The sequence below is a fragment of the Trichocoleus desertorum AS-A10 genome, assembly GCF_039962155.1.
Lineage (GTDB): Bacteria > Cyanobacteriota > Cyanobacteriia > FACHB-46 > FACHB-46 > Trichocoleus.
The window spans coordinates 133,717-145,564 of sequence record NZ_JAMPKN010000001.1 but is presented as its reverse complement, the minus strand read 5'-3'; the positions used below and the strand labels follow the sequence as shown (position 1 = coordinate 145,564).

The 11,848-nt window shown below is 51.7% G+C and carries 11 protein-coding genes; 6 read left to right on the top strand and 5 right to left on the bottom strand.

Annotation, left to right across the window (positions count from 1 at the left end; translation table 11 throughout):
• Positions 1–48: 48 nt before the first annotated feature.
• From NDA01_RS00590 to NDA01_RS00570, 5 genes are all read left to right on the top strand, one after another.
• Positions 49–429 (top strand): DUF3110 domain-containing protein, encoded by a 381-nt coding sequence (locus tag NDA01_RS00590; RefSeq protein WP_190432112.1) that lies wholly within the window; start codon positions 49–51, stop codon positions 427–429.
• 5 nt (positions 430–434) lie between these two features.
• The gene (gene murQ, locus NDA01_RS00585) at positions 435–1,412 is read left to right on the top strand and encodes an N-acetylmuramic acid 6-phosphate etherase (RefSeq protein ID WP_348226495.1); all 978 of its coding nucleotides are present in this window, start codon (positions 435–437) and stop codon (positions 1,410–1,412) included.
• A 175-nt stretch (positions 1,413–1,587) separates the two neighbouring features.
• A complete protein-coding gene (locus tag NDA01_RS00580) occupies positions 1,588–3,114 on the top strand; it encodes a site-2 protease family protein (RefSeq protein WP_348226494.1) in 1,527 nt (508 codons plus the stop codon).
• Between the two features lie 116 nt (positions 3,115–3,230).
• On the top strand, positions 3,231–4,037 hold the full coding sequence (locus NDA01_RS00575; protein WP_190432116.1) for a PIN domain-containing protein: 807 nt from the start codon (positions 3,231–3,233) through the stop codon (positions 4,035–4,037).
• 155 nt (positions 4,038–4,192) lie between these two features.
• A complete protein-coding gene (locus tag NDA01_RS00570; RefSeq protein ID WP_348226493.1) occupies positions 4,193–5,680 on the top strand; it encodes a DUF8738 domain-containing protein in 1,488 nt (495 codons plus the stop codon).
• Here NDA01_RS00570 and NDA01_RS00565 read toward each other — a convergent pair.
• Genes NDA01_RS00565 through NDA01_RS00550 form a run of 4 tightly spaced genes read right to left on the bottom strand, consistent with a single transcriptional unit; the run spans position 5,633 to position 9,174 of the window.
• Positions 5,633–6,577 carry an alkaline phosphatase family protein gene (locus tag NDA01_RS00565; RefSeq protein ID WP_348226492.1) on the bottom strand — a complete coding sequence of 315 codons (945 nt, stop codon included), beginning with the start codon at positions 6,575–6,577 and terminating at the stop codon, positions 5,633–5,635. The genes NDA01_RS00570 and NDA01_RS00565 overlap by 48 nt on opposite strands.
• 5 nt (positions 6,578–6,582) lie before the next feature.
• Entirely contained in the window at positions 6,583–7,395 is an 813-nt protein-coding gene (locus NDA01_RS00560) for an ABC transporter permease (RefSeq protein WP_431193268.1), read from the bottom strand.
• Positions 7,396–7,405: 10 nt separating this feature from the next.
• Entirely contained in the window at positions 7,406–8,194 is a 789-nt protein-coding gene (locus NDA01_RS00555; RefSeq protein ID WP_348226491.1) for an ABC transporter permease, read from the bottom strand.
• A complete protein-coding gene (locus NDA01_RS00550; RefSeq protein WP_190432121.1) occupies positions 8,191–9,174 on the bottom strand; it encodes an ABC transporter ATP-binding protein in 984 nt (327 codons plus the stop codon). Before NDA01_RS00550 ends, NDA01_RS00555 begins: the two co-directional genes overlap by 4 nt.
• A gap of 179 nt (positions 9,175–9,353) precedes the next feature.
• Here NDA01_RS00550 and NDA01_RS00545 point away from each other — a divergent pair, with 179 nt between their 5' ends.
• Positions 9,354–9,941, top strand: a complete 588-nt coding sequence (locus NDA01_RS00545) for a DUF2135 domain-containing protein (protein WP_190553851.1) — start codon at positions 9,354–9,356, stop codon at positions 9,939–9,941.
• 22 nt (positions 9,942–9,963) lie between these two features.
• Here the strand turns inward: NDA01_RS00545 and NDA01_RS00540 are convergent, their stop codons facing one another.
• Positions 9,964–11,835: a putative bifunctional diguanylate cyclase/phosphodiesterase gene (locus NDA01_RS00540; RefSeq protein WP_348226490.1), complete on the bottom strand. Its 1,872-nt coding sequence runs from the start codon at positions 11,833–11,835 to the stop codon at positions 9,964–9,966.
• Between the last annotated feature and the right edge of the window lie 13 nt (positions 11,836–11,848).

The window sequence follows — 11,848 nt, the reverse complement described above, 5'->3', positions numbered from 1 at the left end:
TCGCCTCTAAGATAGGAAAGAACTGTGGTCACAAGATGCCTAAAACCCATGCGTGTGTTCGTTCTACTTTTTAATGCCCGAACTGAAAACGAAGGAATTCACACGATTCAAATTCAAGACCCGGAGCGGGGAGAACGCAATGTGGTGCTGATGTTTGAGTCGGAAGATGATGCCACTCGGTTTGGTTTGTTGTTGGAAGCTCAGGACTTCCCAACCCCATCGGTGGAAGTATTTGAACTAGAAGAAATTGAAGAATTTTGCCAAGGTGCTGACTACGACTGCAACTTGGTTCCAGAAGACACCCTGGCAATGCCTCCAGAATCCAATGTAGAAGAAACCGATTGGCGCGAAGAAGGGGCAGAACCCGAAGCAGAAGCTCCAGACTCGGAGATCGACCGCATTCGTCGTCGTTTGGAAGGACTTCTATAAGTAACATGCCTCAAGACCCTCACCCCCCTAGCGCTGTCAATGGCGAACAGCTCCCCCAGCCTTTTCCTGATGAGCGCGGCTACTTGCTGACGGAGCAAGTGAACCCCAACAGTCAGAATCTCGATCAACTCAGTGCTCTAGAGTTGGTGGAGTTATTTAACCGGGAAGACGCCCAAACCATTGCCGCGATCGCAGCAGCTCGACAAGAACTAGCTCAGGCGATCGAACGGACGGCTGTGTCACTGCGCCAAGGGGGACGGCTGTTTTACATCGGTGCAGGCACCAGTGGGCGCTTGGGAGTCTTGGATGCCGCCGAATGTCCTCCCACTTTTTGTACGCCACCTGAGTTAGTCCAAGGCATTATTGCTGGAGGCGCGGGCGCATTGGTGCGGAGTTCCGAGGACTTGGAAGACCGCGCTGAGGATGGAGCAGAGGCCATTGCGCATCGTCACATCACAGAACTAGATGTCGTGGTGGGCATTACGGCTGGGGGCACCACCCCCTATGTTCACGGAGCGTTGCAAGCCGCACGGCAACGGGGAGCTACGACGATTTTTATCGCCTGCGTGCCAGCGGAGCAAGTTCCCGTCAAAGCAGACATTGATATTCGCTTGATTGTCGGGCCAGAAGTACTCGCAGGCTCTACCCGCCTCAAGTCTGGTACGGTCACCAAATTAGCGCTGAATATTTTGTCCACAGGAGCGATGGTGCAACTGGGCAAGGTGTACGGCAACCGCATGATCGATGTTTCTGTCACCAACAAAAAACTGCACGATCGCGCCCTGCGGATTTTGCAAGATTTAACCGACCTCAACCGCGAAGAAGCAGGTTGGTTGCTGGAGCGCAGCGGTCGCTCAGTGAAGCTAGCGCTGTTGATGCATTGGACGGGTTTATCGCGAGAAGAAAGCGATCGCCTTTTAACTCAACACCAAGGAAACTTGCGCCAAGCCGTGCTGAGCTATCCGCCACCTCCCAACCGATGATTGGGCCTTTGTGATTGGGGGTACAGCCTCAGCTACAGTAGTATTTATACGTACCTGCTCCGTTGGCGAAACATTCTTAACTCAACCGAGGATGACTCTCGTTCGTTGCAGCAGGAGCAGCAAATCAGCGACTACCTGACTTTGTCGGGTTCTGTTTCAGGAGCACACCATAACCATGATTACGGCTGCGTCAGAAGCCTCTGCCATCACTTTAATGGTCCTAGTTACCCTAGGAATTTTGGGCTGGGGATTTTACCGAGCTAAATCTTTTGGCAAGCTAGGGATTCTGGCTTGGCTACAGTCCGTGGTATTGATGCTACCTTGGCTGCTGTTTTTCGGGCTATTCGCCGCTGGCATTTATCTCAACTTAGTCGGCATTCTGTTCCTAGTAGTTGGGTCCACTGCTCTCTATGTTTTCTTAGGCAATCAATTGCGATCGGCTAGTCAAGACACAGTGTTGCAAGAACGAGCAACTGCCATGCTGAAGGCACGGCAAGCAGTGAATGCTGAACCCGCCAACCAGAAAGCTGAGGGTGAACTTGGGTCATCCGGAACTGAATCAACTGCTTCTGTTGGGGAAGGCGAAGGCATACCCATTCCTGCCACAGATTTGCAGGCCATTCAAGGCATTTTTGGGATTGATACCTTCTTCGCTACTGAAACCATTCCTTACCAAGATGGAGCCATTTTTAAGGGCAACCTGCGAGGAGATGTAGAGGCTGCCTATAGCCGTCTGGCGGGTAGCTTGGAAGAGCGATTGGGCGATCGCTATCGCTTGTTTTTGGTAGAAAACCAGGATGGCAGGCCAGTCGTAATTGTGCTGCCGAGTCGCAACGACCCCAAGCCCACCACGCTGCCACAGAAGCTCTTGGCTTTGTCACTGGCGATCGCGACGGTGGCAACTTGCTTAGAAACAGGCGGCATTCTCTTAGGTTTCGATTTCTTCAGTGCTCCAGAACGGTTCCGAGAAGTTTTACCGATTGGGGGCGGAATTTTGGCCGTGTTGGCAGCTCACGAAATCGGTCATCGAGTTCTGGCCCGCCGTCATCAAGTGCGCCTTAGCCCACCTTTCTTCTTCCCGACCTCTCAACTGGGTTCGTTCGGAGCTTTGACTCGCTTCGAGTCGATTGTGCCCAACCGCACCGTGCTCTTTGATGTGGCGTTTGCGGGACCAGCCGCAGGAGGCTTAATTTCCTTACTGATGCTGGTAACGGGGCTAGTCTTGTCTCATCCCGGCAGTTTGTTCCAGGTGCCAGCGGACTTCTTCAAAGGTTCGATTCTGGTCGGCACTTTGGCGAAAGTGGTGTTGGGGTCTGCTTTGCAAAACTCGCTGGTCGATGTGCATCCCCTGACTGTGATTGGTTGGTTGGGCTTAGTGGTGAGCGCGTTGAACCTCATGCCTGCTGGCCAATTGGATGGTGGGCGGATCGTGCAAGCCATTTATGGCCGCAAAACGGCTGGCAGAACCACGGTAGCGACTTTAATTCTTTTGGCGATCGCGGCTTTTGCTAATGCCTTGGCCTTGTATTGGGCGATCATCATTCTGTTTTTACAGCGAGATTTAGAGCGGCCTAGTCTTAATGAACTCTCCGAACCCAATGATGCCCGCGCTGGCTTAGGATTGCTGGCTCTGTTCTTAATGATTGCCACCCTCCTGCCCCTTACCCCTAGCTTGGCAGGCCGCTTAGGAATTGGTGGCTAACTTCACCAGAAAGTCTGCTATTTTAGCGGCCATCATCCATAATTTGAATAGGGTGCTCCTCAATTCATTCTTTCATCTACATTACTCAGCATTACAAGGTGTGACACCGAATCGCTATGGCTGCACCAGCTCCGATTTTAGTGGTTTTGGATTTAAGCGCTCTGGAAGTAGGAAAAACTAGAGAGTGGCAGGAATTCTCTCGTGTAGGCGAGTGCTTTATTCCCCAGGTTGTTTTTGACGAAATCCGTTATCTCCATGACCGAGCGCCAGAGGCGAGCTTGGAGCAGACGGCTAGAGAGTTCATGCGCTTCTACCCTGATAGTGGCTGGCATATGACGGCCATCAGTGCGCCCCATGCTTCTCTCAAACCTGCGAGCGGAGAATCTTTTAGCAAAAAAGCTAGGCTATCCTTAGCTGTAGCCCAAGCCGCTTACGGGCTGGCACGTAACCATCCCGGTTCGTTGGTGGTTTTAGTGACGACCGATCAGTCTTTGTTGCAGCGGGTCCAAGGAGTAGAAGCACCTAATCTCTGTGGCATTACTGCGGCTGCTCTACGCCAGTGGTGTCGCACCGAACGGCAACCCTTAGCTGTAACCCAGCAGTTGCGCCAAATGGAAACTGCCCCTGTGGTGGGTGCAGGCAAAGTCGGTACTGTATCTAGCAAAACTGCTGCGACTGCTAACGCTTCCAGACCTCGCTCCACAGTGGTCAGGACAACGCCGACGCCATCTCTATCGCATCGACGTTCTTCTAATGCTCCAGGCGCGATCGCCCAAGTGTTTTCTACCCTGTTGATGTTAGGAGCGTTGGTTCTCGCGGGCTCAACCGCTTGGTATCTCATCCAACCGGCGGGCTTTAATCAGTTTTTGCAGAAAGCAGGGTTGCCCACTCTGCCCAATCAAATCACTCCTCCTAAGCAATAGAAACCCTCACGGAACTCATCTGTAAGCGATCGCCGTCTGAAGTTTTGTCAGGCTGGCATAAATTGTTGTAGCAGCGTCTTAAAATTGCCGAGTCAATCATGCTCATTGGCGCTGCATCATCAGCTTGAGTTTAGTGAGTTCTTGTGAGGTTTTCTATGCGACCCCCGACCCAATATCGTTCTGCAACCATTGCTGCCTCATCAATATCGCCTCGCTTCGTAGTTGTGTTGTTGACAGGAATTTTGTCGGTTGGTTCTAGTTTGGGTTGGCTAAGTGCCGCGATCGCGGCCACCACGACTCATGCTTCTCCCTTGGCTCCACAGGCAGTGCTTGGTCAGCCAGAACAGGCAACTTTACTGGCCCAGCAAGGTCGCCGGGGGCGAGATAGAAGTACTGGCTCTTCAACCAACAATTCATTCCCAGCCTCTGTAGAGAACTTGGTTCGACAAGATTTAGCTCGCCGCATCAATGTTCCACCTGGTAGGTTGCGAGTCACTTTAGCCGAGTCAAGAATTTGGAATAACGGCTGCTTAGAGTTAGCTGCTACCAATGAAATTTGTACTCAAGCTCAAGTTCCAGGATGGCGAGTGGTACTCTCCGCTGGACAGCAGTCATGGGTTTACCACACTGACCAAACTGGCCAAAGCTTACGTCTAGCAGTCGATGCTTCCAAGGCCGATTTACCCCAGGCGATCGCGGCTAGCGTGACTCGAGCAGCGGCTCAGCAATTGGGAATTGCAGCGACTCAAGTCCAGATTGCCAAGTTTGCCAAGCAAACCTGGAGTAATGGTTGCTTAGGGTTGGCGACCTCTGGTGAGTTTTGCACTCAAGCCGAAACTCCGGGTTGGCAAGTTACAGTCGCAGGGCGATCGCAGCAGTTGGTTTATCGCACCAATGAATCTGGCTCACTGATCAAGTTAGACACAGCAGCCAGCGGGCTTTACCCAGCGGGCTTACCCAAAAACGTTTCTAGAACCGTCTTGCAGGCTGCGGCTCAGCAATTTCGGGTACCTACTACTCAGTTGCAAATTGTGCAATCAGAAAAAACCACCTGGCCTGATGCTTGCTTAGGCTTAGCGGAACCGGGAGTGTTTTGTGCTGCTGTTATCGTTCCCGGTTGGCTCGTCACTGTAGAAAGTGGGGGGCAGCGCTTAGCCTATCGCACCAATGATTCTGGTTCCTTGGTGAAGTTCGATCGCCAAGCCAGTAATGTGAGTAGCGCGACAGGCTTGAAGCCAAACTTGATTGGTGGCAGTGAATTGATTCCGCCCCTAACCACAGGAGTTATCTTTCGAGTAGTCACCAGTGGCGGCATTGCAGGACAAACTTCCGCGATCGCTTTGCAAGCAAATGGTCAGCTGATTCAAGGTCAACTACAACCCAATGGTGTTGTCACTCCTGTGAAAGTGGTGCAAGTATCTCCGGCTGAGGTGCAACGCTTTCGGCAATTACTCGAACAGCAAAACTTTGCTCAATTCAATCGCCATAGCTACCCTGCTCCTCAGGGAGCCGCCGACTATTTCACCGTGACGCTGTCTGGCCCTAATGTAACGGCTCGTTATGCGGATATGGTGCAAAGTCAATTGCCAGCAGAGTTACAAAACGTGGTACAAGCTTGGAGCCGTATTGCTGCCAACTTGTAACAACTCCACGATTTTGGGTGTAATGCCTGTAATGTCTTGCACAGACTGAAACGCGATCGCCTGAGGGCCAATCACAATCAGCGGCACCGGATTGGCGGTGTGATGCGGATGGAATAAGTCCTCGATATTGCCGTGGTCACTGCTAATCACCAGGTTAACTCCAGGTTGGAGATGCGCCACGACACTCTCAACAAACGCATCTACTAGCCGCAAAACCTGAACGATTTGGGCTTTGTCCTGACTATGACCTGCGTAATCGGGGAGATAACACTCAAACAGGGTGAGATGGTGCTGGCTCCCAATCGTAGCCAGTCTTTGCCCTGCGGCAGCGGGTGTCAGGGGTGGAACATTGCCGCCCCGCTGATTCACATACTCGCCAGTAATATCCCAGGAAATCGCAGTTTGGCACTCGCCTCCTCCCCCCATGCGAAAAGGCACCCCAGCGGTCAGGGTCACAAGCGTTCCTACTGAATAACGCCGTCGCCGTTGCGCGATCGCCTCAAAGTAAGCGGGAGAATAGAGATTGGCATGGGTTACAGAGCCGCCCAAGCTCAGCACCTGCTTAAACATGCCGTGGGCTTCAATCAAAGTTCGCAAAGAGCCATTGGCAAAAGCGCTGAGATGGCGTCCCATAAAAGCAGGCGCATTACAGCCTGTAAATAATGAGGTTTGGCCCGTGGCGCTCTGGGGTAGCCCTGGCACGCCAAGGATGGCATCAATCGGTTGCAATAACAGCCCTGCTCGGCAAGCCGTTCGTCCAGCTATCAGTGGCCCGTCCAGAAGCTGCGTTAAAAATGGCATGGCCGCGATCGCCGCTAAAGGGTTAGTTGCTTGCGCTTCTCCCAATCCCACCCCATCTAAGAACAGAAAAATAAATCGCGCTGCTGAGTCATCCATGCTGCTCAACTGGACGCACTTGTATAAAAGCGCAGAGCAAACTGCCAAAACATCCGCGAGACTAAGAACAAAGCTAAGGCTAACAAGCCTGCTCCCAACAACCAAACGAGTTCTACTCGGCCTAGTAGGGCTTCGGAAGGAATGGTGGTCAGAAACGCCACAGGCACGATAAAGGTAAAGAAAAATCGGTAAGCGACGGGATAAGCCACCATTGGATAACGGCCCGCTTCTAATAAACCGCGCAAAACTTCGGTGACGTTATAGATTTTAACGAACCAGATACTCGTGGCTCCCAACATAAACCACAAGCTGTAGAGGCTGATAAACCCGAAGCACAATGGCACGGCACCGAGTAGATAAGCAGGAGCCTCAATTCCCAACTGCCGCCCCGCATAGCCAATGACTAAGCAACCAAAAAAGATATCCGGTAAGCCCCAAGGAGAAATAGTACGGGTCGAGAGCCAAAACTGACTATTAATCGGTTTCAACAGGACGAAATCCAACGTGCCTTGCTGCACATGCTGCACAATGTGGTTTAAGTTGGGGCCGAGAAAGGTACTAGAAAAGCCCTGAAGCACCGTGAACACGCCCAACACCACCAAGGCTTCGTCCCAAGACCAACCTTCAAAGGTGTAGTCTGTGCGGTAAAACAAAAACAGCCCAAACAAACTGCCAATCAAGTTGCCCAAACTCGTAAAAGCCGACAGCACAAAATTCAGCCGATACTCCATCTCCGCCGCGATCGCCGTTCCCCAAAACAACCGCAACACCCGCCCATAACGCTGTATCCCTTTCTCTCTCCTCTCTTCTTTTTTCATCCTTCCTCCCTCACGCTCCCATTCCCGAATACTGCTTCAGCCCTTGTCTCCAGAGCCAACGATTCAGCCCTAAAAACAGCAAACCCCAGCCTGCCATGACTAAACATCCTTGGCCGAAATTCACTGGAAGTCCCACGAGTAAACTGGCAGGAAAGTGAACCATGTAAGGAAACGGCGTCCACAGAACCACGTTGCGAACTGCGGGTGGAAACATCTCTAGCGGTGCTACCAAACCGGATAAAAAGAGATAAAGCAAAAACCAGAACTGCTCGATCGCACTGGCTCGTTCGATCCAAAAGGCAAATAAAGCGAAGGTATGCTGAATCAGAAAACGCAGAGCAAAGGCGATCGCAGTTGCTAAGCTAAACAACAAAATATTGCTTAGAGGTGGAATCCAGGCGGCTTGCGGATAGAGCAGAAAAAACAAAATAATTAGCCCACCGACAAAGGGCAAACGTGCCAATCTTTCGGATACGTGAGAAGTGACGTGATGCCAAACCGGATCGAGCGGTTGTAGGAGTCGCGGGGATAGCTTGCCTTCCACCACTTCCTTTTCAAACTCCCAAATCACCCAAACGACCGTGATCTGCCGCACGATAAACACGGCCAGAAAATAGCGCACAAAATCGATAGGAGACAAGCTCAACTGTCCGCCTTGAGCTGCTTGAATCCAAACTCCCATCAATATCAGGGGCAAGGAACCCGACAAAGCCCACAACAGCAGCTCCGCTCGGTACTCCAACATATAAGCGTAGTAAACCGAGAGCAAAGCTTGAGTAATTTTCCAGGCTCTCCTCATACCGCCACTCCTGCCCGGAACAACTGACCGATCACTTCTTCGATCGGAGGGTCTGTCACCGCTAGATCTACCACCTCTAGTTCCGCGAGAATCCGAGCCACTGTACGGGTTAAAGACTCTTGAGGTACGACAAATCGCACCATGCGGCCATCCACCGCTTCGATGTCCCCGTAACTCAACAACTCCGCTTTGGACTTGGGTTGAGCCAATTCCACTTTGACTTCACGGCATGGGGCAAAGCGTTCCGACAGCCCTTCTAAGCTACCGTCGTAAATCAACTGTCCCTGATGAATCACCAACACCCGCTTACACAGCGCCGTAATATCTGCCATGTAGTGACTGGTCAGCAGCACAGTGGCTCCATAGCGCTGATTATATTCCCGCAAAAAGTCCCGTACACTCACCTGAGCGTTGACATCCAAGCCTAAAGTGGGTTCGTCTAGAAACAAAACTTGGGGATGGTGGAGCAGAGCTGCCAGAAGTTCCGCTTTCATCCGTTCACCCAAAGATAGCTTCCGTACCGGTTGGGTTAGTTTGGCTTGGAGGGACAACATCTCGGCCAACTCGCCAATGCGATACTGAAGTTCTTTGTCGGAGATGCCATAAACCGCAGCATTGATCCGCAGAGAATCCAGCGCTGGCAAGTCCCAGATCAGTTGTTGCTTTTGACCCATGACTAGCGTGATGTTTTGCAGAAAGCTGGCCTCACGCCGAAACGGTACCTGCCCCGCCACCCGCACTTGTCCCGATGAAGGGTGAATCAGCCCGGTGAGCATTTTGAGTGTGGTAGTTTTGCCAGCACCGTTAGCTCCCAAAAAACCAACCACTTCACCCGCTTCTATCTGAAACGAAACTTGCTGTACTGCTTGCACCAAGCGGTAGTTACGCCGCACGAAGTGAAGCAATGTCCCCTTCAGACCTGGCTCTTTGACCGCTACAGGATAGACCTTGCTCAGGTCTTCAGCCACGATGATAGACATACCCGATTCAATACCCGAAGGAACGCCCTTTCCCATTGTGCCTTGGACACGGAAGTGCGATCGCCTTACCTCTGCTCTAACTTCTGGCTTAACCTCTGGCAGCTACCTTCTGATTTTTCCTTCTGGCTAGGGAACTCTATGAGAATCCTCATTCGCCATTTCTCAATCTACCTAGCACCATGTTGCAACTCATTCGCCCAACGGCAGTCTCACTAATTTTGGCTTTAGGGTTTGCTGCTCCTAGCTTTGCGAATCCATCGCCAACCAAGCAATTTGGGTATCCGCTAGCAAAACCTAGTAGGGAACCGAGCTTAGCTTGCTACATGAAGACTGATTCGGGGCGGTTGATCAACTTAGACGTGTTTTGTGTGACGGGAGGCCAAGAACCAGAACTGGGCACTGGCGATATTCAAGCCACGTTGCGCTGGGAAACGGTGGATGACTTAGACTTGGCCGTTACCGACCCCAGTGGTCAGACCGTGTTCTATAAAAATCCTCGTATTCGTTCCGGGGGGCAGCAGGATGTAGATGCCAATGCTGACTGCATCAAGCCTGTCGCCAAACCCGTTGAAAATATTTTTTGGCCCACAGGTGGGTCGCCAGCAGGTAAGTACACAGTTGAGGCGCGGTTATATCGGCGCTGTGCGGCTTCGGGTCCAGTTCCCTTTACCTTAACCGTGCTAGTCCAGGGAGAGACCAAAGAGTTGACCGGCTCTGTCGATGACACGAAGGCTGCTGTGCGGTTCCCGTTTACGGTGGTGCGATAGGAAAACACGATCGCCAAATATCTCAACTAGATTTGCGGGTGACGCGGTAGCAATGAGCTTGAATAAAGGCTGTTGCTGCTTCACCACTCATAGGCTTGGCAAACAAGTAACCTTGTCCCGCTTCACACTTTAAGGCTTTGAGTTGAGCTAACTGCTTGGCTGTTTCCACACCTTCAGCAATTACATCCATCCCTAGGTTCCAGGCTAGGGTAACAATGGTGCGAATGATGGCTAACTTCTCGGCATCTGTATCCACACTCGTTACAAACGAGCGATCGATCTTCAAGGTGTCGATGGGAAAGTGATGCAGATAAGCTAACGAGGAATAACCTGTCCCGAAATCGTCAATTGACAACCGAATTCCTAGGGCTTGCAGCTGTAAAAAGAGGGCTGTGGTCGCCTCAGGATTCTGCATGAGCACGCTCTCGGTAATTTCTAATTTCAAGTTGCGAGGGCTCAAACCCGTTGCCGTCAGAATTTGACGAATCCGTTCTACTAGATCAGGTTGGGCAATTTGCTTCCCAGAGAGATTCACGCTCATTGTCCAAGTCGCTGTCGTGGGAAATTGCAGTTGCCAAGACCGCATCTGCTGGCAAGCGGCTTCTAGTACCCACCATCCGATGGGCACAATTAAATTTGTTTCTTCAGCAACTGGAATAAATTCCGCTGGAGAAATGAGGCCTCTGGTAGCGTGCTGCCAACGGACTAAAGCTTCAAATCCAATCACTTTGCTGTTTCGCAGCGAAACAATTGGTTGGTAATGCACTAAAAATTCTTGCCGCTGAATTGCTCGTCGCAGGTCGTTTTCGAGTTGCAGCAGTGTGACAGCATGATCGTGCATGGCCAAAGTAAAGACTTCGTACCGAGCTTTGCCCAAAGCTTTGGCACGATACATGGCTGTATCCGCATCTCGCAGCAGGTTATCTGGCTTCTCGTAATCAATCGTGCTAAGGGCGATGCCAATACTAATGGTGGTAAACACCTCATGGCCGTTGAGAATAAAGGGCATCTTGATGGCTTCTTGAATCTGCCTTGCTACGCAGGTCGCATCGTTGATGTCTTGAATGTGCTCTAGTAGAATCGCAAACTCATCTCCAGCCAGATGAGCTAGCGTGTCGCCTATACGTAAGCAAGCTTGCAATCGTTGGGCGACTTCAACCAGCAACTGGTCGCCGACTAAATGTCCCAGACTGTCATTCACCACTTTGAAGCGGTCTAGGTCGAGAAAAAGAACGGCAAAGCAACCATCAGATTGGCGGCTGACTTTGGCGGCTGCTTGGTGCAGGCGATCGCTAAAGAAAGCGCGATTGGGCAAACCAGTCAAGCTATCAAAAAAAGCACTTTGCAGCAGTTGCTTCTCAACCTGCGTGCGTTCAGTAATATCCTGCACAAAAGAAATGGCCCCAAGCACCTGCCCTTGTGCGTCTAGTAGCGGCGCATTGAACCACTCACAAATAATCGTTCTGCCATCTTGCGTCACATTCTCGTTGATGCTGCGAGTGCCCCCGCGTTGGTTGATCAAGTCATGCCAAACTTGATTGGCATAAGCCTTGATGTGGCTAGGGACGATTAAAGCTGCTTGCCGACCCATCGCTTCCTGGGGGCTGTAACCAAAGACTTGAGCTGCACTGGGATTCCAGTGGGTGATCTCACCATGTACATTCCAGGCGATCGCGGCGAGAGGAGCTTGCTGAAACGGGTGCCACTCGTCTGGGTGCCACTCGTCTGGAATGGTTGGGGTTTGAGGTGATGGGTTAGTTAGAACACGGGCGATTGCCGTAGCTACCCTAACGCTCAGCCAACGTGCGCTAGCAGCCAAGAAAGTCAACCCAGTCGCAAGAGCAACCAAGCGCCCACCAGACGAGCTGAGCAGGGTCTCAGGGAAATAAAGCATGAATCCAGACGCT

What these genes read in the sequence shown, in the direction of transcription:
- NDA01_RS00590 (WP_190432112.1), top strand. Translation starts at nt 49, where the DNA reads ATGCGTGTGTTCGTTCTACTTTTTAATGCCCGAACTGAAAACGAAGGA.
- murQ (WP_348226495.1), top strand. Translation starts at nt 435, where the DNA reads ATGCCTCAAGACCCTCACCCCCCTAGCGCTGTCAATGGCGAACAGCTC.
- NDA01_RS00580 (WP_348226494.1), top strand. Translation starts at nt 1,588, where the DNA reads ATGATTACGGCTGCGTCAGAAGCCTCTGCCATCACTTTAATGGTCCTA.
- NDA01_RS00575 (WP_190432116.1), top strand. Translation starts at nt 3,231, where the DNA reads ATGGCTGCACCAGCTCCGATTTTAGTGGTTTTGGATTTAAGCGCTCTG.
- NDA01_RS00570 (WP_348226493.1), top strand. Translation starts at nt 4,193, where the DNA reads ATGCGACCCCCGACCCAATATCGTTCTGCAACCATTGCTGCCTCATCA.
- NDA01_RS00565 (WP_348226492.1), bottom strand. Translation starts at nt 6,577, where the DNA reads ATGGATGACTCAGCAGCGCGATTTATTTTTCTGTTCTTAGATGGGGTG.
- NDA01_RS00560 (WP_431193268.1), bottom strand. Translation starts at nt 7,395, where the DNA reads ATGAAAAAAGAAGAGAGGAGAGAGAAAGGGATACAGCGTTATGGGCGG.
- NDA01_RS00555 (WP_348226491.1), bottom strand. Translation starts at nt 8,194, where the DNA reads ATGAGGAGAGCCTGGAAAATTACTCAAGCTTTGCTCTCGGTTTACTAC.
- NDA01_RS00550 (WP_190432121.1), bottom strand. Translation starts at nt 9,174, where the DNA reads ATGTCTATCATCGTGGCTGAAGACCTGAGCAAGGTCTATCCTGTAGCG.
- NDA01_RS00545 (WP_190553851.1), top strand. Translation starts at nt 9,354, where the DNA reads ATGTTGCAACTCATTCGCCCAACGGCAGTCTCACTAATTTTGGCTTTA.
- NDA01_RS00540 (WP_348226490.1), bottom strand. Translation starts at nt 11,835, where the DNA reads ATGCTTTATTTCCCTGAGACCCTGCTCAGCTCGTCTGGTGGGCGCTTG.